The organism is Saccharothrix sp. HUAS TT1 (genome assembly GCF_040744945.1).
Taxonomy (GTDB): domain Bacteria; phylum Actinomycetota; class Actinomycetes; order Mycobacteriales; family Pseudonocardiaceae; genus Actinosynnema.
The window spans coordinates 8,438,280-8,456,405 of record NZ_CP160453.1; the positions used below are offsets into that span (position 1 = coordinate 8,438,280).

Annotated in this window: 19 protein-coding genes; 7 read left to right on the forward strand and 12 right to left on the reverse strand. The window is 73.0% G+C overall.

Features of this window, described 5'->3' with window-relative positions; translation table 11 throughout:
* Window positions 1-110: 110 nt before the first annotated feature.
* Window positions 111-785, reverse strand: coding sequence for a hypothetical protein (locus AB0F89_RS37015; protein WP_367131105.1), 675 nt, complete (start codon window positions 783-785; stop codon window positions 111-113).
* Window positions 786-1,008: 223 nt separating this feature from the next.
* On the opposite strand from AB0F89_RS37015, the gene AB0F89_RS37020 reads away from it, so the two are divergent.
* Together AB0F89_RS37020 and AB0F89_RS37025 are read left to right on the forward strand one after the other, a co-directional pair.
* Window positions 1,009-1,905 (forward strand): SGNH/GDSL hydrolase family protein, encoded by an 897-nt coding sequence (locus AB0F89_RS37020; protein WP_367131106.1) that lies wholly within the window; start codon window positions 1,009-1,011, stop codon window positions 1,903-1,905.
* Window positions 1,906-2,106: 201 nt separating this feature from the next.
* Window positions 2,107-4,356, forward strand: a complete 2,250-nt coding sequence (locus AB0F89_RS37025) for a helicase (protein ID WP_367131108.1) — start codon at window positions 2,107-2,109, stop codon at window positions 4,354-4,356.
* 9 nt (window positions 4,357-4,365) lie between these two features.
* Here the strand turns inward: AB0F89_RS37025 and AB0F89_RS37030 are convergent, their stop codons facing one another.
* From AB0F89_RS37030 to AB0F89_RS37040, 3 genes are read right to left on the reverse strand one after another with little or no spacing between them, the layout of a single operon-like run.
* On the reverse strand, window positions 4,366-4,698 hold the full coding sequence (locus AB0F89_RS37030) for a CrcB family protein (RefSeq protein ID WP_367131110.1): 333 nt from the start codon (window positions 4,696-4,698) through the stop codon (window positions 4,366-4,368).
* The gene (locus tag AB0F89_RS37035) at window positions 4,695-5,048 is read right to left on the reverse strand and encodes a CrcB family protein (protein WP_367131112.1); all 354 of its coding nucleotides are present in this window, start codon (window positions 5,046-5,048) and stop codon (window positions 4,695-4,697) included. Before AB0F89_RS37035 ends, AB0F89_RS37030 begins: the two co-directional genes overlap by 4 nt.
* Window positions 5,038-5,475 (reverse strand): MarR family winged helix-turn-helix transcriptional regulator, encoded by a 438-nt coding sequence (locus AB0F89_RS37040; protein WP_367131114.1) that lies wholly within the window; start codon window positions 5,473-5,475, stop codon window positions 5,038-5,040. Before AB0F89_RS37040 ends, AB0F89_RS37035 begins: the two co-directional genes overlap by 11 nt.
* A gap of 354 nt (window positions 5,476-5,829) precedes the next feature.
* Between AB0F89_RS37040 and AB0F89_RS37045 the strand changes: the two genes are divergently transcribed.
* Together AB0F89_RS37045 and AB0F89_RS37050 are read left to right on the forward strand one after the other, a co-directional pair.
* On the forward strand, window positions 5,830-6,636 hold the full coding sequence (locus AB0F89_RS37045; RefSeq protein WP_367131116.1) for an SAM-dependent methyltransferase: 807 nt from the start codon (window positions 5,830-5,832) through the stop codon (window positions 6,634-6,636).
* A gap of 6 nt (window positions 6,637-6,642) precedes the next feature.
* On the forward strand, window positions 6,643-8,688 hold the full coding sequence (locus tag AB0F89_RS37050) for a putative bifunctional diguanylate cyclase/phosphodiesterase (RefSeq protein WP_367131117.1): 2,046 nt from the start codon (window positions 6,643-6,645) through the stop codon (window positions 8,686-8,688).
* A gap of 30 nt (window positions 8,689-8,718) precedes the next feature.
* Here AB0F89_RS37050 and AB0F89_RS37055 read toward each other — a convergent pair whose 3' ends face one another.
* The 5 genes from AB0F89_RS37055 to AB0F89_RS37075 all read right to left on the reverse strand — a co-directional run bounded on the left by AB0F89_RS37055 (window position 8,719) and on the right by AB0F89_RS37075 (window position 14,050).
* Window positions 8,719-10,089, reverse strand: a complete 1,371-nt coding sequence (locus AB0F89_RS37055) for an NAD(P)(+) transhydrogenase (Re/Si-specific) subunit beta (protein ID WP_367131119.1) — start codon at window positions 10,087-10,089, stop codon at window positions 8,719-8,721.
* Window positions 10,086-10,448: an NAD(P) transhydrogenase subunit alpha gene (locus AB0F89_RS37060; RefSeq protein WP_367139166.1), complete on the reverse strand. Its 363-nt coding sequence runs from the start codon at window positions 10,446-10,448 to the stop codon at window positions 10,086-10,088. The genes AB0F89_RS37055 and AB0F89_RS37060 overlap by 4 nt, the downstream gene beginning before the upstream one ends.
* Entirely contained in the window at window positions 10,406-11,503 is a 1,098-nt protein-coding gene (locus tag AB0F89_RS37065; protein ID WP_367131121.1) for an NAD(P) transhydrogenase subunit alpha, read from the reverse strand. The genes AB0F89_RS37060 and AB0F89_RS37065 overlap by 43 nt, the downstream gene beginning before the upstream one ends.
* A 90-nt stretch (window positions 11,504-11,593) precedes the next feature.
* Window positions 11,594-12,745, reverse strand: coding sequence for a nitric oxide synthase oxygenase (locus AB0F89_RS37070; RefSeq protein WP_367131123.1), 1,152 nt, complete (start codon window positions 12,743-12,745; stop codon window positions 11,594-11,596).
* Between the two features lie 171 nt (window positions 12,746-12,916).
* Complete coding sequence (locus AB0F89_RS37075) at window positions 12,917-14,050, reverse strand: FAD-dependent monooxygenase (protein WP_367131124.1); 1,134 nt, start codon at window positions 14,048-14,050, stop codon at window positions 12,917-12,919.
* A gap of 61 nt (window positions 14,051-14,111) precedes the next feature.
* Here AB0F89_RS37075 and AB0F89_RS37080 point away from each other — a divergent pair, with 61 nt between their 5' ends.
* From AB0F89_RS37080 to AB0F89_RS37090, 3 genes are all read left to right on the forward strand, one after another.
* Window positions 14,112-14,729, forward strand: a complete 618-nt coding sequence (locus AB0F89_RS37080) for a TetR/AcrR family transcriptional regulator (RefSeq protein ID WP_367131126.1) — start codon at window positions 14,112-14,114, stop codon at window positions 14,727-14,729.
* A 114-nt stretch (window positions 14,730-14,843) separates the two neighbouring features.
* The gene (locus tag AB0F89_RS37085; protein ID WP_367131128.1) at window positions 14,844-15,374 is read left to right on the forward strand and encodes a hypothetical protein; all 531 of its coding nucleotides are present in this window, start codon (window positions 14,844-14,846) and stop codon (window positions 15,372-15,374) included.
* On the forward strand, window positions 15,257-15,997 hold the full coding sequence (locus tag AB0F89_RS37090; RefSeq protein WP_367139167.1) for a macrolide family glycosyltransferase: 741 nt from the start codon (window positions 15,257-15,259) through the stop codon (window positions 15,995-15,997). The genes AB0F89_RS37085 and AB0F89_RS37090 overlap by 118 nt, the downstream gene beginning before the upstream one ends.
* Window positions 15,998-16,050: 53 nt before the next feature.
* Here the strand turns inward: AB0F89_RS37090 and AB0F89_RS37095 are convergent, their stop codons facing one another.
* The 3 genes from AB0F89_RS37095 to AB0F89_RS37105 are packed head-to-tail and all read right to left on the reverse strand — an operon-like array spanning window position 16,051 to window position 18,007.
* Window positions 16,051-16,290 carry a helix-turn-helix transcriptional regulator gene (locus AB0F89_RS37095; protein WP_033437276.1) on the reverse strand — a complete coding sequence of 80 codons (240 nt, stop codon included), beginning with the start codon at window positions 16,288-16,290 and terminating at the stop codon, window positions 16,051-16,053.
* Window positions 16,287-17,138 (reverse strand): ABC transporter permease, encoded by an 852-nt coding sequence (locus AB0F89_RS37100; protein WP_367131130.1) that lies wholly within the window; start codon window positions 17,136-17,138, stop codon window positions 16,287-16,289. Before AB0F89_RS37100 ends, AB0F89_RS37095 begins: the two co-directional genes overlap by 4 nt.
* Entirely contained in the window at window positions 17,135-18,007 is an 873-nt protein-coding gene (locus AB0F89_RS37105) for an ABC transporter ATP-binding protein (RefSeq protein WP_367139169.1), read from the reverse strand. Before AB0F89_RS37105 ends, AB0F89_RS37100 begins: the two co-directional genes overlap by 4 nt.
* Between the last annotated feature and the right edge of the window lie 119 nt (window positions 18,008-18,126).

The following is an 18,126-nucleotide window of genomic DNA, read 5'->3' on the forward strand; positions in this document are numbered from 1 at the left end:
GGGCTCGGATTCGCCCGCGCAGGAATTGTTGGGGGCCAAAACTATTTGCCCGGCCGCGCCTCGGACATCACCCCGGACATCACTCCGAGATCGGTAAACCAGGGGCCGCCTCAGCGCGGTCCGCGCTGCGCCGGAACCGGTTTTGCCAGTTCACCGGGTGTGTCGGCGACCGGCCGCCGTTCGGTGGAAGCCGCGCGGACGATCGGCGTCCCGGCCCGGCGGCGCGGTGGCCGAGTCACGTAGGGGCCGACCAGCCGGGCCAGCGCCAGCCCCGGCGCGACCAGCGGCACCACCGCCGACAGCGCCACCGCCGTCGCGCCGGCCCGCGCCACGTCCCGCGGGATGACCGCGATCCGGTCCACCACGAACGCCCGCCGCCCGGTGATCGACACCAGGCCCATCACGACCAGGAACACCGCGAGCGACAGCAGCGCCCACCGGACCGCGACGTAGCCGACGTCCTCGGCCGCCGCCATCACCGCGAGCCAGCCCACCAGCGCCGACGCCTGCCGACGCGCGCTCGTCATCGCCCACAGCAGCCCGCCGACCACGGCCAGGAACCCCGTGCGGCCGTCGAACCAGCCGCGGGTCGCGTCCAGCCAGTCCGTCGGCAGGCCCGCCCAGCGCACCGGCAGCACCTCCAGCGGGCTCGGCCCGCCGAACGCCTGGCCGACCACCCACGCCAGCGACCACACCGACACGACCACCGCGAAGCCGAGCTGCCACCGCGGCCGGTCCACCGCGACGCGGCACAGCCGGACCAGCTCCTGGCGCTTCTCCCTCACCCCTCCCAGCGTGCCGGAGTGGTCGTGGACCGGAATCCGGTTTCACCCGCGTGCCTCGGCACAGCCGCTCATCGGGTGGCCCGACCGTCACCGCGCGTGAGCCGCGACCTTCACCCGGTGGACCAACTCTCCCGGGTGAACCACCCGCGCTCCGCGGCCCGCTCGGGTCGCCCAACCCACATCATGGCGGGCGAAACCACCCGATCACGCAGAGGAGGCGTTCGTGCGCAGGCTGCTACCGGCGCTGTTGGCGACGTTCTCGATCATCTCGACCACCGCCGCGGCGACCGCCGAGCCGGACCCCGTCGACCACGTCGACGAGGTCGTCCTCGCCGACCACGTCGACCAGGCCGACACCTTCACCTACGTCGCCCTGGGCGACTCGGCCGCGGCGGGCCCGCTCATCCCCCAGCAGGACACGAGCGCCCCCGGCTGCCTGCGCTCCACCCGCAACTGGCCAGCCGTGCTGGCCGCGCAGCTCGGCGCCGAGCTCACCGACGTGACGTGCTCCGGCGCCGTCACCGACGACCTGGCCGGCTCGCAGGAGACCTTCGACGGCAGGCAGGCGCCGCAGGCCGACGCGCTGACCCCGGAGGCGGACCTGGTCACGATCACGATCGGCGGCAACGACGTCGACCTGGTCGGCACGGCGCTCGACTGCGTCAACCTGCTGCCCGAACCGCTCGGCACGTCGTGCCGCGACCGGCTCACCGCCAACGGCCGGGACCGGCTGGCGGAGGAGGTCGACGCCTACGCGACCGAGTTCGCCGATGCGCTCGACCTCATCGCGACCAAGTCGCCCGAGGCGCGGGTCGTCGTCGTCGGCTACGGCACCTACATCCAACCTGGCGGCTGCTACCCCGACCAGCCGATCTGGGGCCGCGACTCGGACTACCTCCAGGCGAGCATCCACCGGCTGAACGAGGTGCTGGCCCGCGAGTCGGCCGCGCACGGCGCGACGTTCGTCGACATCGCGCCCCCGAGCGTCGGCCACGACGCGTGCGCGCCCGCGCGGACCAGGTGGTTCGAGGGCTTCTCGCCGACCGGGCCCGCCGCGCCGCTGCACCCGAACGCCCGGGGCATGGACGCCATCGGCCGCTGGGTGGCCGATCGGCTCTGACCGCTGGACCGGCCGTCGGCGAGCACCCCGCTCGTCGGCGGCCTTCGCACGTCACGGGGTCGGGCCGCGGGCGCGGAGTTGTCCGCTACCAGCGCGAAGAACGTGTAGTAGATTAGACGTTCTGCGCAGGATGGGCGCAGGGAACTGTCAGCCGCAATGCGACACAGGCTGATAAACCACGCTATCCAGAAATGAGGCACGTTGTCAAGCCCCTCCGATGACCTCCGGCTCGCGGAAACCGAGGCAGAGCAGGAATACGTGTCGATGCTGTACGGCCGGCTGGACGACCTCCGCGAGCAGAGCTCGAAGCGCCTGGCCGGGGCGCTGCGGGAAACCGGCGGGACGCACCAGATGCGCTCCGAGCGGGACACCTCGGTCGCGATGTACTCCGACCAGTTGGCGCAGTACAGCGCGGTGGAGAACGGGTTGTGCTTCGGCCGGCTCGACTTCGACACCGACGACCGGTTCTACATCGGCCGGATCGGCTTGTTCGACGAGGACAAGGAGTACGAGCCGCTGCTGATGGACTGGCGCGCGCCCGCCGCCCGCCCGTTCTACCTGGCCACCGCGGCCGCCCCGGAAGGCGTCCGGCGGCGCAGGCACCTGCGCACCAAGCAGCGCAAGGTCGTCGGGTTCGACGACGAGGTGCTGGACATCAACTCGGTCGACCCGGACCGCCGGTCCGAGGGCCTGACCGGTGAGGCCACCCTGCTGGCCGCGGTCAACGCGAGCCGCACCGGCCAGATGGGCGACATCGTCGCGACCATCCAGGCCGAGCAGGACAGGATCATCCGCACCGAGCTGAACGGCGTCGTCGTCGTGCAGGGCGGTCCGGGCACGGGCAAGACGGCGGTGGCGCTGCACCGCGCCGCGTACCTGCTCTACACCCACCGGCGGCAGCTGGCCAAGCGCGGCGTGCTGGTGGTCGGCCCGAACCCGACGTTCCTGCGCTACATCGGCCAGGTGCTGCCGTCGCTGGGCGAGACCGGCGTGCTGCTGTCCACCGTCGGCGAGCTGTTCCCCGGCCTGACCGCGGTCGGCCGCGAGTCGGCCGAGGCCGCCGCGCTCAAGGGCCGCGTCGGGATGGCGGACGTGGTCGCGCACGCGATCCGGGACCGGCAGGAGGCGCCCGGCCTGGTCGAGGTCCCGTTCGACCAGGACGTGCTGCGGCTGGACCGGCGGGCGATCACCGAGGCCCGCGGTCGGGCCCGCCGGACCCGTCGTCCGCACAACGAGGCGCGGCGGACGTTCCAGCGCGAGATCATCTCCACGCTGGCGTCGCAGGCGGTGTCCCGGTTGGGCAGGCACCTGCTGGACCAGGCCGACATCGACGACATCCGGCGCGAGCTGCGCGAGGACCCCGGGGTGCAGGCCGCGATCGAGAAGCTGTGGCCGACGCTGTCGCCGCAGCGGCTGCTGGAAGACCTGTACGCGACGCCGAAGCTGATCGCCAAGGCCATGCCGAAGTCCTCCGCCGAGGAACGCGCGCTGCTGGAGCGCCCGCGCGGCTCGGAGTGGACGCCCGCCGACGTGCCGCTGCTGGACGAGGCGGCGGAACTGCTCGGCGAGGACGACACCGAGGCCAAGGCGCGGGCCGAGCGGCAGCGGCGGCAGGCGATCGACTACGCGCAGGGCGTGCTGGACATCCTCGACCTGGAGGACGACGCCGACCCGGAGATCCTGATGGCGACCGACCTGGTGGACGCCTACCGGTTGGCCGAGCGGCACGGCGCGGAGCGCTACGAGACCGCCGCCGAGCGGGCCGCGGCGGACCGGACGTGGACGTTCGGGCACGTCATCGTGGACGAGGCGCAGGAGCTGTCGCCGATGGCGTGGCGGACGCTGATGCGGCGCTGCCCCTCCAAGTCGATGACCGTGGTGGGCGACATCGCGCAGACCGGGGACATCGCGGGCGCGTCCTCGTGGCACGAGGTCCTGTCGCCGTACGTGATGGACCGCTGGAAGCTCACCGAGCTGACGGTGAACTACCGGACGCCGTCGGAGATCATGGCGGTGGCGGCGGACGTGCTGGAGTCGGTGGACCCGGACCTGGCACCGCCGACGTCGGTGCGTGACAGCGGTTTCGAGCCGTGGAGCCTGCGGGCGCCGTCCCTGCCCGACGCCCTGCCGCCGGTGGTGGACAAGGAGGTCGCCGCGATCGGGGACGGCAAGCTGGCGGTGATCGTGCCCGCCGCGCTGGTGTCGTCGCTGCGCGCCGCCGTGCCGGGCGCGTCGGACGACCTCGACACGCAGGTCGTGGTGCTCGGCGTGACCGACGCCAAGGGGCTGGAGTTCGACTCGGTGCTGGTCGTCGACCCGGCGGGCATCCTGGCCGAGTCGCCGCGCGGTGCGAGCGACCTGTACGTCGCGCTGACCCGGGCCACCCAGCGGCTCGGCGTCGTGCACACCGGCGACCTGCCCGAGGTGCTGCGGAGGCTGGCCGCCGTGTGAGGGGGGTCGTCAGCGGGTGAGGGCGTAGCCGAGGGCGGCGGCGCCCACACCGACGGCGACGCTGGTGACGACGTTGGCAAACGCTTGCCGGTGCTCGCCGTCCTCGGCCAGCTTGATCGTCTCGTAGCCGAACGCGCTGTAGGTCGTGAGGCCGCCGCACAGGCCGGTGCCGAGCAGCGCGACCAGGTCCGGTGACGCGCCGGCCACGCAGCCGAGCACGAACGAGCCCAGCGCGTTCACCACGAGGGTGGCCCACGGGAACGAGCGCCGGAGCAGCCGCCCGGTCGCGTACCGCAGCACCGCGCCGACCGCCGCGCCGACGAAGACCAGCAGCACCGTCACGCCGTCACCCGCCGGGTCGCGGCCATCGCGCCGAACGTCGCGCCCAGGGCCAGCACCAGCGTCCCGCCCAGGTAGGCGAGCCCGGGGAAACCGCCCAACCGCACCGCGTCCAGCGCGTACCCCGAGAACGTGGTGAAGCCGCCGAGCACACCGATCCCGAGGAACGGCCGGGCGAGCGGGTGCAGGCGGGGCGCCAGCACCATCAGCACCCCGATCAGCGCGCAGCCCAGGACGTTGACCACGAGTGTCCCCAGTGGACCGTGCACCACCGCGGTCAGGCCGAGGCGCGCCACACCACCGAGGCCGCCGCCCAGTGCGACGGCCGCGACGACCCCGGCCTCAGTTCGCACGCAGGTGGTCCACCAGGTGGTCCAGGGCGGCCAGGGCGCGGACCACGTCGGCGCGCTCGCCCGGGTCGAGCTTGTCCAGCGCGGCGCCGATGCGCTTCTCGTGCGCGGACTGCCAGACGGCCAGCTGCTCGTGCCCCTGCGGCGTCACCGAGAGCCGGGCCACCCGGCGGTCGCTCGGGTCGCCGCCCCGCTCGACCAGACCGGCCTCGATCAGCTGGCCGACGAGCCCGCTGACCGTGTTGGGCGCCAGCCGCAGCTCGGCCGCGAGGTCGCCGACGCGCATCGGCGGGCGCTCGGCGAGCGTCTGCAGCAGCTCGACCTGCGCCATCGGCAGGGAGTCCCACGGCCACTCCGACCGGATGCTCGTGCGCAGCGCGCGACGCAGCCTGGTGACCACGTCGGTGAGCGAGCGTGCCTCGTCTGACATGCGCGAAGGGTACTGCGCCGAAATACGTCCGCTGCAGAGTTGATCTGGTCCCGATGAACTTCTCGTGACGCCGCTCCGGCGCGGAATCGCCCTGGTCGTGGCGGCGCCGGTCCGCCTCGTCGCGTTCTCCGACCGGTTCGACGCGAGCGCCGTCACACCCGCCCTGCCCGCATCGCGGGACGACTCGGCGCGTCGGCGCCGCGTTCGGCCTGCTCGCGGTCATCGCTTCGCTGACGTCGTGTACGCCGATCGGGGACAAGCCGGCTCCGCGCCTGCCCACGAGTCGCGCCGGATCAGTAATCTCGCCCCGCGGGGGCGAAGGCTCGGGCTGGCACACACACGGGTGAGGATGCGGTGGCGGAACGGCTGAGCTGGGTGCCCGACGGGGTCGACACGGACCTGCCCAGCGCCGCGCGGCTGTACGACTACCTGCTCGGCGGGGGCCACAACTTCGCCGCCGACCGGCAGCTCGCCGAGCAGTTCCTCCGCGCCCAGCCCAACGGCCGCACGATCGCCCGCCTCAACCGCGCGTTCCTGCGCCGGGCCGTGCTGCACCTGGTCGACGCGGGCGTGCGGCAGTTCCTGGACCTCGGCTCGGGCATCCCGACCGTCGGCAACGTGCACGAGGTCGCGCGCAGGGCCGCGCCCGACGCGCGCGTGGTCTACGTCGACTACGAGGACGTCGCCGTCGCGCACAGCCACATGATCCTGGCGGACGACGAGCTGGCCACCGTCGTCCAGGAGGACATCACCGACCCGGCCGCGGTGCTCGCGGGCGTCCGCGGCACCGGCCTGGTCGACTTCGCCGAGCCGATCGGCGTGCTCGCCGTCGGGGTGTTCCACTTCGTGCCGCCCGAGCGGGACCCGGCGGGCGTGGTCGCCGGGTACCGGGACGCCGTCGCGCCGGGCAGCTGCCTGGCCCTGTCCCAGTTCACCTCGGACCTGCAACCCGAGGAGATGGCCGGGGTGGTGGCGGTGATGCGGCACAGCACCGACCCGGTGTTCCCGCGCACGCACGCCGGGATCACCGCCCTGTTCGAGGGCTTCGAGCTGGTCGAGCCGGGGGTGGTCCCGCTGCCTCGGTGGCGTCCGGAGGAGGGCGCCACCGAGGAGGACGCCGAGAGGTCCGGGATCTTCGCCGGGGTGGGTCGCAAGAGGTGAGCCGAATTGTCGCCACGCGCTAGGACCCGGCGGCAGGACATCGCGCGGTCGTGGCTGCGGGCGGTCTACCCGACCGCGTACGTGCCGATGTCGCCCGCCGAGATCGAGGAGTTCCTGCTCGGGCTCGTCGACGTGATCGCCGACGCGGTGCAGGCCGACCCGTTCACCGTCGACCCGGTCGGCGTCGTGGGCGACCGGCTGGTCCAGGCCCACTTCACCGGGCCGGAGACGTTGCGCCGCACGGTGGACGTGCTCGGGCACGCGCTGCTGTTCACCCCCGAGCTGCAGGACGTGCCGCGGCTGGCGGAGAAGGTCGTCGCCATCCTGGGCAGCCTCGGCGCCGGCTTCGCCACCGCGATGCGGCTGGACGCGCTCGACCGGCAGGAGGAGGTCAACCGGGCGCTGCTGGCTGCCGAGGTCCGGGCCGAGCGGGTGCTGCAGGTCAGCGAGGCCAGGTTCCGCGAGGTGTTCGACTCCTCCGCGCTGGGCATCGCGATCACCGACCTGCGCGGCGAGTGCGTCGAGGTGAACGCCGCGCTGGCCGCCATGGTCGGCCGCGACCGCGCCGAGCTGGTCGGCACGCCGTTGATCGGGCTGTTCGACCCGGCCGACGCGGGCGCGCTGGCGGACGCCTACCGGGAGGTCGGCGAGGGCGGGCGGGAACGGGTCCGCGAGCAGCGGCGGCTGCTGCGCGAGGACGGCGAGCCGGTGTGGGCGCACCTGGCGGTGTCGCTGCTGCGCGACGCGGACGGCGCGCCCGCGTGCCACGTCACGATGGTCGAGGACGTCAGCGAGCTGCACCTGCTGCAGAAGAACCTGGACTTCCAGCTGCTGCACGACTCGCTGACCGGCCTGTCGAACCGGCAGCGCTTCGCCACCCGGCTGGAGGCGCTGCTGGGCGCGTCCCGCGACGGCGTCACGCTCTACCACCTCGGCCTGGACGCGTTCTCGGTGGTGAACAACGGCCTCGGCCACGCGGTCGGCGACCGGCTGCTCACCGAGGTCGGCCACCGGCTCGAAGCCGTGGTGGCCGACGAGGTGGCGCTGGTCGCCCGGATGGGCGGCGACGAGTTCGCCGTCGTGGTGGACAACTCGCCGACCACGCCGACCGTGCCCGCCATGGTGGACCGGATCAACGAGGCGCTGGGCCGGCCGATGGACGGCGGCGTGGCCGCGTCCGCGTCGATCGGCGTGGTCGACCGGCCGCCCGCGGGCTGGGGCGCGGCCGAGGTGCTGCGCGCGGCCGACGCGACGCTGCGCCGGGCCAAGGCGTCCGGCAAGCGGCAGTGGCTGCCCCACGACCGGCACGCCGACCAGCGGTTCCGGGACCGGCAGGCGCGGGCCGCGCGGATGCCCGGCGCGCTGGCCGACCACGAGCTGGAGGTGGAGCACCAGCCGGTGCTGGACCTGGCCGACGGCCGGGTGCTCGGGCACGTGGCCCGGCTGCGCTGGGACGACGCCGGGCACGACGAGTGCCTGCAGCTGGCCGAGGAGACCGGGTTGTCCCTGGCGCTCGGCCAGTGGGCGCTGCGCGAGGCGGCGGGCGACGCGGGCGCGCCCGGCTTCGGGCCGCTGCACTTCGAGCTGTCGCCGATGCAGTCGCGCGACGAGGACCTGGTCCGCCGGGTGAAGCGGACGCTGGAGGAGACCGGGCTGCCCGCGTCCCGGCTGCGGCTCTTCCTGGACACCCGGTCCATGCTCGAAGGCGTCGGCGAGGACAACGCGCAGGTGTTGCGGGACAACGGGATCGCCACCGGGCTGACCCGGTTCAACGGCGGGCAGGCCGAGCTGGCGCTGCTGGCCGACCTGCGGGTGGACGCGCTGGTCCTGGACCCGTCGGTGGTGCGCAGGCTCGCCGAGCGGCCGGAGTCGTTCCTGCACGAGGCGGTGGCGCGGATGGTCGGCCTGATCCGGCTGTCCGGGGTGTCCGTGCTGGTGCCCGGCATCGCCACCGAGGAGCAGGCGGCGTGGTGGGCGCGGGTCGAGGTGGACGCCGCGTTCGGCGACCACCTCGCGCCCGCCGTGCCGGGTTACGAGCTGTCCGGCGCCTAGGGACGGCGCCTGACGAACACCCGGTCGTGCTCAGACGTGCTTCACCGCGGCCAGCAGCTTGGTCAGCGACTCCTTGGCGTCGCCGAACAGCATGGTGGTCTTGGGGTTGTACAGCAGGCTGTTGTCCACGCCCGCGAACCCCGGCCGCATCGAGCGCTTCATGAACACCACGGCCTTGGCCCGGTCCACGTCGAAGATCGGCATGCCGTAGATCGGGCTGCTCGGCTCGTCCCGCGCGCCGGGGTTGACCACGTCGTTCGCCCCGACCACCAGCACCACGTCGACGCTGCCGATGCCCGGGTTGACGTCGTCCAGCTCCTTCAGGTGCTCGTACGGCACGTCGGCCTCGGCGAGCAGGACGTTCATGTGGCCCGGCATCCGGCCCGCGACCGGGTGGATGCCGTAGTGCACGGTGATGCCGCGCTGCTCCAGCACCTGCGCCAGCTCCCGCGCGGCGTGCTGCCCCTGGGCCACGGCCAGGCCGTAGCCGGGCACCACGAGCACGGAGTGGGCGTAGCCGAGCAGGATGGCGACGTCCTCCACCGTGCCGGCGCGGACGGTGCGCTGCTCGTCGGTGACAGCGGTGGCCGCGGTGGCCTGGAACGCGCCGAACAGGATGTTGGTCAGCGGTCGGCCCATGGCCTGCGCCATCAGCCGGGTCAGGATCGTGCCGGACGCGCCGACGAGCGTGCCCGCGACGATCAGCAGGGTGTTGGCCAGCACGTAGCCGGAGGCCGCGACGGCCAGGCCGGTGAACGCGTTGAGCAGTGAGATCGCGATCGGCACGTCCGCGCCGCCGACCGGCAGCACGAACAGCACGCCCAGCACGAGACCGGCCACCGCCAGCAGCACCAGCAGGGCGCTGCTCCCGGTCAGCACGACCGCCAGCGCCAATAGCGCGCTCGCCGCGGCCACGCCGATGCCGAGGAACCGGCCCGCGGGCAGCAGCACCGGCCGGGTGGTCATGATCTCCTGGAGCTTGAGGAACGTGACCACGCTGCCGGAGAAGCTGACCGAGCCGATCAGCACGGTGAGCACGGTGGCGACCTGGAACAGCACCGAGCCGTGCGGCACGGCCAGGAACTCGGTCAGCGCCACCAGCGCCGCCGCCGCGCCGCCGACGCCGTTGAACAGCGCCACCATCTGCGGGATGGCGGTCATCTTCACCGACCGCGCCGCCGGGATGCCGACGACCACGCCCGCCGCGACGGCGAGCAGGATCAGCAGTCCGTTGTGGACCGCGCCGTGCGCGTACGCGGTGACCACGGCCAGCGCCATGCCCGCCGCGCCGAGCAGGTTGCCCGCGCGGGCGTACTTCGGCGTGCTCAGGCCCTTGAGCGCGAGCACGAAGCACAGGGCGGCGACGAGGTACGCGAGCTGGACCCAGGTGGGGCTGCTCACCTCCCCACCTCCTTGTGCCCGTTGCTGCCGCTCTTGACCGGCTTGCCCGCCCGGTGGCCCTTGAACATCTCCAGCATCCGGTCGGTCACCACGAAGCCGCCGACCACGTTGACCGTGGCCAGGAAGACGGCGGCCAGGCCGAGCACGACCTCCAGCGGCCGCTCGGCGCGGCCGGTGATGAGGATGGCGCCGACCAGGATCACGCCGTGGATGGCGTTCGCGCCGGACATCAGCGGCGTGTGCAGGATCGTGGACACCTTCGACACGACCTCGAAGCCCACGAACACGGCCAGCACGAAGATCGTCAACAGGTCGATCACCGCAGCTCCCTCCTCAGCTCGCCCGCGTGCGTGAGGCAGCAGCCGGACAGCACCTCGTCGGCGAGGTCCGGGACGACCCGACCGTCGTGGGTCATCATCATCAGCAGGTTGGCCACGTTGCGCGCGTAGAGCCTGCTGGCGTGCACCGGCATGCTGCTCGGCATGTTCTTCGCGCCGTAGACCAGCACCTCGCCGACCCAGGTCTGCTCGCCCGGGCTGCTCGCGGTCACGTTGCCGCCGGACTCGGCGGCCAGGTCGACCACCACCGAGCCGGGCGCCATCGCCCCGAGCATGTCGTTGGTGACCAGCACCGGCGCCTTGCGGCCGGGGATGGCGGCGGTGGAGATCACCACGTCGGAGGCGGCGACCCGCTCCGCGATCAGCTCGCGCTGGCGTTCCAGGAACGTCTCCGACTGCACCTCGGCGTAGACGCCCTGCTGCGTCTCCAGGTCCAGTTCGAGGAACCGCGCGCCGAGGCTCCGGACCTCGTCACGGGCCGCCGCGCGCACGTCGTACGCCTCGACCACGGCCCCGAGCCGGCGCGCGGTGGCGATGGCCTGGAGCCCGGCCACGCCCGCGCCGAGGACGAGCACCTTGGCCGGCGGGATGGTGCCCGCCGCCGTGGTGAACATGGGCAGGAACTTCGGCAACCTGCCCACCGCCTCCACGACCGCCCGGTACCCCGCGACCAGGGCCTGCGACGACAGGGCGTCGGCGGACTGCGCCCTGGTCACCCTGGGTAGCAGGTCCAGGCTGAACGCGGTGACCTTGTTGGCGACCAGCACCTCGACCAGCTCCGGCTCGCTGTGGGGCTGCAGGAAGCTGATCGTGATGTCGCCCTCGCGCAGGGCGGCGGCCTGCTCGGGTGTCGGTGGTTGGACGGAGACGACCACGTCGGACCGACCGGCCGGGTGGTCGGCGATGACGTTCGCACCGGCTGCGCGGTAGGCGGCGTCGGAGGCGTGGGCGTGGCGGCCCGCTCCGGCTTGCACGTCGACCGTGAGTCCGGCACCGATCAGCGTGGTCACCGTTTCCGGTAGACCGGCTACGCGGCGCTCAGCGGGCCGCGCCTCGACGGGTATGCCCACTCTCACGGAGAGTCACCCTAGTCCGACTGAGGTGATCTACGCCACACATAGCCGTTCACGTTAACCGTACATACGTCTTGCTGAGACCGGACCGCGTCAGTGGATGACCGGGCACACGCCCCGCGTGTCGCCGGCGAAGAAGTTCGGCACCAGCTCGCGCTTGTCGTAGTACCGGTGGAAGACGCTGGTGACGCCGCTGGACATGGGCGGCACGATCCAGGTCCAGTCGGCCGGGCACGACCGGCCCGCCGCCTCCTCCTTCTCCAGGTGCGTCAGGAACCGGTCGGACTCGGTGTGGTGGTCGGTGATGGTCACCCCGGCCTCGCCGAACGAGTGCAGCACCGCGCGGTTCAGCTCGACCAGCACCCGGTCCTTCCACAGCGTCCGCGCGGACGACGTGTCCAGGCCCATCCGCCTGGCCAGGTACGGCAGCAGGTCGTACCGGTCGACGTCGGCGAAGTTGCGGGCGCCGATCTCGGTGCCCATGTACCAGCCGTTGAACGGCGCGGCCGGGTAGTCGATCCCGCCGATGCGCAGGCGCATGTTGCCGATCGCGGGCACGGCGTGCCAGCGCAGCCCCAGCTCGGCGAGCCAGGGCAGCTCGGGGTGGCCGATCGGCACTTCGAGCACCGCGTCCGGCGGCAGCTCGACCAGGCACGGCTCGGCGTCCTCCCGCTCCACGACCAGCGGCAGCACGTCGAACGGGCCGCGCCGGGCGGGCGGGCGCCAGCCCAGGTCGACGGCCAGGTCGGTCAGCTCGACGTTGCGCCGGTCGCCGAGCACGCCGCCGTCCGGGCCGAGGTAGCCCGCGTAGCGGATCAGCTGCTCGTTGCGGATGCGCGGCGCGGGCCGGCCGGGCTCGTCGGGCGCGAACACGGTGATCACCGGGCGGACCTTGCCGCCGTTGGTGGCGAGCTTCAGGTGCTCGACGCACTCGTCCGCGACCTCCTTGGGGTCGCGCAGGTCGCGCAGGTCGCGGACCTTCAGGCTGCGCCAGTACAGCCGGCCGATGCAGCGGGCGCTGTTGCGCCACGCGACCCGGGCGCCGAAGGTCAGCTCGTCAGGGGTGTGGCGGTAGGTGCCGGTCGCCGCGACCTCGGCGTGCACCTCGGCGAGGCGGTGCTCGGCCGAGCCCAGTTCGGGGTGCTCGGAGTGGTGCAGCCGGATGAAGTCGTCGGCCTCGGCGAGGTCTACCGCGGTCTCGCGCAGGGGGATGGCTTCAGCCGGACACGAGGGGACGGGGGCCATGGCGGCACACCGTAGTTGGCCCGGTGCCGTCGGTGCACCGCCGCGTCGGGGACCCGGAGGTCGACACGGCGTGCGATTGATGCCGCACAGTGAGTGCTTGATCCTTCACAAGGGTGACGCATCCTGCGAAAACGAGTGATATTCAATCGTTATTCATTTCCACCAAGCTCCTCATTTGTGATTTAGGTCACCGGCCATATTTCCCCTATCGGGTGACAAAGACGGTGGCGACCAGCCCAGGAACTTCGCCATCCCGCGCGCGCCGACCCGCGCCGGGACCGCGCGCATGGCGGCGTCGCGCACCGCCACGGCCACCGGGTTGCGCAGCTTGTGCCCGACCCGGCCGAGCGCCCGCGACGCCTTCGCCATCGACTGCGTGCGCGGCCGGCGCTGCCGGTCGTACTCGGCCAGCGCGGTCGGCACGTCGTCGGCACGGGCGCACGCGGCGGCCAGCACGACGGCGTCCTCGATCGCCATGCACGCGCCCTGCCCCAGGTAGGGGGTCATGGCGTGGGCCGCATCGCCGAGCAGCGCCACCCGGCCGGCGACGTAGGTCGGCAGCGGCTTGGCCAGCTCGTGGATGTCGTGCCGCAGCACGGTGGCGGGCGGCGTCGCGCCCAGCACCGCCGGGATCGGGTCGTGCCAGTCGCCGACGAGCCGGCGCACCTCGCCCAGTTCGTCCTCCGAACGACCGCCCGCGGGCGCGACCGTCGCCGCGTACCAGCACACCCGGCCGTCACCCAGCGGCAGGACGCCGAACTCCGAGCCCGGCCCGAGCGTCTGGCTGATCCTCAGGTCGCGCGGGAACCGGGCGGTGGTCACGCTGCGCCACGCCGTCGTGCCCACGTACCTCGGCCGGGGCAACGCCGGGAACAACGCCTCCCGCAGCCGGCTGCGGATGCCGTCCGCCGCGACCACCAGGTCCGCGTCCAGGTCGGCCACCGACCGCACCTCGGTGTTCGTCACCAGGCAGGACTCCGGCAGCGCCGACCGCAGCACCCGGTGCAGGTCCGCCCGGTGCACGGCCACCACGTGCTCGACCCCGGTCGGTTCCACCCTGGTCAGCGACCGACCCGCGCGGTCCAGGATGCCGCCCGCCACCCGGGGCGTGCCGATCCGCCGCACGTCGTCGGCCAGCCCGAGCGCGTCCAACGCGCGCATGGCGTTCGGCATCACCCCCACGCCCGCGCCGACCTCGCCGAACTCCGGCGCGCGCTCCAGCACGACGACCTCCCACCCGACCGCGCGCAACGCCACCGCCGCCGTGACCCCGCCGAGGCCACCACCCACCACGACCGCCTTCACCGCGTCCTCCTTCTACACCTGTAGATACCAGTACTCTACAGCTGTAGAAGGAGGACGCACTGTGACGGAGCGCATGGCCGCCCTCGCCGACGCGGCGATCCACGTGGTGGCCACCAAGGGGATGCGGGGGCTGACCCACCGCGCGGTCGACGCGCAGGCGGGCGTGCCGACCGGCTCCACCTCGGCCTACTTCCGCACCCGCAAGGCGCTGGTGGAGGGCGTGGTGCAGCGGTTGGCCGACCTGGACGACGCCGAGGTGGCAGCGGCCCGGCTGACCGCGCCACCCGACCCGGACCTGCTCGCCGAGGGCATCGCGGCCGTGCTCGACCACTGGATGACGACGGCCCGGGAGCGCACGCTGGCCCGGTACGCGTGCCTGCTGGAGGCCACCCACCACCCCGAGCTGCGCGGCGTCCTGGCTCACGGCGAACGGCCGCGGGCCCAGGCGCGGGAGGTGCTGGCGGCGCTCGGGGCGGAGGACCCGGAGCGGCGGAGCCGGGAACTGGTGGCGTTCGTCGACGGCCTGCTGTTCGACCGGCTCGTCGGGGCGGGAGCGCTGGCCGCGCCGACCCCCGGGACGCCGGAGAGCCGGGCCGAGCTGGCCGGTGCGGTCCGCGCCGCGCTGCGCGGCGTGCTCGGTCCGCGCGCCGGGAAAACCGGTGGCGACCGGTCGCTATAGTCGATCGCATGTGGGCATTCCGGGTCTTCTACCTCTGATCCCAGGGCAGCCGTCCACCCCCGCGCGGTCCTCGCGCGACGGGGTGATCACCCCTGGAACCACAGCGGAGACCCCATGTCGCACATCGCTTTCTTCAACATCCCCGGCCACGGCCACGTCAACCCGACCCTGCCCGTCGTCACCGAGCTGGTGAACCGCGGCCACCGCGTCACCTACGCCGTCCCGACCGGGTTCGCCGACCTCGTCGCGCGAGCGGGCGCGCGGCCCGTGGCCCACCCGACCGTCCTGCCCGCCGACGACCGCGAGTGGCCGACCGAGGTGGCGCCCGCCATGCGGCTGTTCCTGGACGAGGCCAGGTCGGTCCTGCCGGTGCTCGAACGCGCGTACGCCGACGACCGGCCGGACCTGGTCGTCTACGACATCGGCGCGTGGACCGCGCGCCTGCTGGCCGACCGCTGGGGCGTGCCGGCGATCCAGTTTCCCCCACCTTCGTCACCTACGAGGGGTGGGAGGAGGAGGTGGCGCACCTGTACGACCACCCCGACGTGGAGGCGTTCTTCGGCGAGCTGGACGGGTGGCTCGCGGCGGAGGGCTCGGCCACCCCCGGCCGGACCTACGTCGGCCACCCGGACCGGGCGGTGGTGAGCATCGCGCGGTCGTTCCAGCCCAACCACGGGTCCGTGCACCCGAAGTACACCTTCGTGGGACCGTGCCTGGCCGACCGGTCGTCGTTCCAGGGCACGTGGGAGCGGCCGGCGGACGACCGGCCGGTGCTGCTGGTGTCGTTCGGCTCGGCCTACACCAACGAGCCGGGCGTGTACCGGGCGTGCTTCGAGGCGTTCGGCGACCTCGACTGGCACGTGGTGATCAACATCGGCAAGCACGTGGACCTCGCCGAGCTGGGCGAGCCACCGGCCAACGTCGAGCTGCACCGGTGGGTGCCGCAGCTGGAGGTGCTGTCGCACGCCAAGGCGTTCATCACGCACTGCGGCATGGGCGGCACGATGGAGGGGCTGTACCACGGCGTGCCGATGGTGGCCCTGCCGGTGCTCGGCGAGCAGGCGATGAACGCGCTGCGCCTGGTCGAGCTGGGCGTCGGCAGGCTCCTGGACCGCGAGGCGGTCACCGCCGGCGAGCTGCGCGCCGCCGTGCTCGACCTGGCGGACGACCCCGAGGTGGCCCGGCGGCTGGCCGCGATCAGGGCCGAGGTGCGGCAGGCCGGCGGCACGACCGCGGCGGCCGACGTGATCGAGGCCGAACTGGGGTGAGCACCGGGGGGCGGCGCCGCGGCGTCGCCCCCTCCGTGCTCACCCCCGGCCGCCTACGCGGACCGCTCGGAACTGCCCAGCCGGGGGAACGGGTCGGTGGAGAACACGACCTCCACCGGCACCTCGAAGTACTGCGCGATGCGCAGCGCCAGGTACAGGCTGGGGCTGTACTCGCCCCGTTCGAGGTAGCCGACGGTCTGGTAGTGGATGCCCAACGCCTCGGAGAGCTGCCGGCGTGACACACCCCGTTCCGCGCGCAGCATCGCGATCCGGTTGTAGACGCTCTCGCTCATCTCACCCTCTGCATCGCCGCCTGTCGGCGCTGCTCCATCTCCGCTCCGGACTCCCGACGAGCCATCCGACGCAGGATCGTAGGCGCTAGCAGGAAGCCGACCACCGCCCACACCCCGAGCACGCCCACCATCTCCGGCACCCGCCAGGAACCGCCGACCTCCTCGGCCGCCGCCGCGTCCGGCAGCAGGGCCGCCCTGGCGCCGTGGCCCGCCCAGTACACCGGGAAGACCTGCGCCACGCCCTGCAACCAGCCGGGCAGCGCGGTGATCGGGTAGAAGATGCCCGAGATCGCCACGATGCCCATCATCGGCAACATGGTGATCCCCATCGCGCCGGACGGCGACTTGGTGATCGACCCGGCGACCGCGCCCCACGGCAGCACCGACGCCATGCCCAGCGCCAGCACCGCGAGCAGGCCGAGCACGCCGTCGACGCCCGCGTCGGCCAGCACGTTCACCAGGAACGAGCCCGGCACCAGCACGACCAGCAGGCTGACCACGTTGTCCAGCGACGTCTGCACGGCCCGGCCGACCAGGTAGCCGAGCATGCCGTTCGGCACCGCCTTGGCCCGCAGCAGCGTGCCGTCCTCGCGGTTCATCGAGAGCTGGCCCGCGGGCCCGACCAGGCTGCCGAACACCATCCCCATGCCGAGCATGCCCGGCAGGGTGAGCGCGGCCAGCGAGATGCCGGAGGCGTCGGCGGGCGAGTCGCGCTGGAACCACAGCACGCTCAGGAAGCCGAGCGAGACGAACACGTTGTACCACTGGTCCGAGCTGCCCATGGAGTGCCGGAACTCGCGCACGCCGCGGTCCACGCCGAGCCGGATGGCCTGCGTCCTCGTGTTCACCGGACCGCCACCCCGTCCCCGGTCGCCTGGCCGCTCTCGTGCCGCTGCACGAGTGCCATGTAGGTGTCCTCCAACGTACTGCGCCGCACCTCCAGCTCCGAGATGCCGGACGGGTGCTGCCGGAACAGGTCGCGCACGAACTCCGTCGCGTCGTCGGTCGTGTGCACGTGCCGCGAGCCGTCGCGCGTCCAGCGGACCTCGGACTTGCCCGCGACCTCGCGGCCGAGCCGGTCCGGGCTGCCGTCGGCGATGATCCGGCCGCCCGCGAGCACCAGGATGCGGTCCGCCAGCCTCTCCGCCTCGGCCAGGTCGTGCGTGGTGAGCAGGATCGTCATGCCCTCCAGGTCCGACAGCCGGTGCACCAGGTCGTGGAAGTCCCGCCGCGCGTGCGGGTCGAACCCGGCCGTCGGCTCGTCCAGGAACAGCAGGTCCGGCTTGCCGACGATGCCGATCGCGACGTCCAGCCGCCGCCGCTGGCCGCCGGACAGGCTGCCGATCTTCTGCCGCGCGTGCTCGGTCAGGCCGACCGTCTCGATCAGCTCGTCGGTCCCGAACGGCCGCGACTGGTGCGGCGTCGCGTACGGCTCGTAGTAGCGGCCGAGGTGGTGCAGCAGCTCCCGGACCCTCCAGCGGCCGTGGTCGCGCCACGACTGGAGCACCACGCCCAGCCGGGCCCGCCAAGCCTCGTCACCGGTCGCCGGGTCGACGCCGAGCACCCGCACGTGGCCGGCGGAGGGCAGCCGGAAGCCCTCCAGGATTTCGATCGTGGTGGTCTTGCCCGCGCCGTTGGGCCCGAGCAGGGCCACCACCTCGCCCGGCCCCGCGGTGAAGTCGACCCCGCGCAGCACGTCCGTCGTGCCGTAGCGCATCCGCAGATCGCGCACCTCGATGACCAAGGACCCTCACCTCCCCCTTGTCAGAGTTCTCGGCCGATTTGTAGCACACCTGCTATCGGACGTACTAGCTCCACACCCTTACGGCATATTTA

Bases quoted from the DNA above. Each gene is read 5' to 3' on its own strand.
- AB0F89_RS37040 (WP_367131114.1), bottom strand. From the start codon at position 5,475: ATGTCAGACGAGGCACGCTCGCTCACCGACGTGGTCACCAGGCTGCGT.
- AB0F89_RS37070 (WP_367131123.1), bottom strand. From the start codon at position 12,745: ATGGCCCCCGTCCCCTCGTGTCCGGCTGAAGCCATCCCCCTGCGCGAG.
- AB0F89_RS37085 (WP_367131128.1), top strand. From the start codon at position 14,844: ATGTCGCACATCGCTTTCTTCAACATCCCCGGCCACGGCCACGTCAAC.
- AB0F89_RS37095 (WP_033437276.1), bottom strand. From the start codon at position 16,290: ATGAGCGAGAGCGTCTACAACCGGATCGCGATGCTGCGCGCGGAACGG.
- AB0F89_RS37105 (WP_367139169.1), bottom strand. From the start codon at position 18,007: ATGCGCTACGGCACGACGGACGTGCTGCGCGGGGTCGACTTCACCGCG.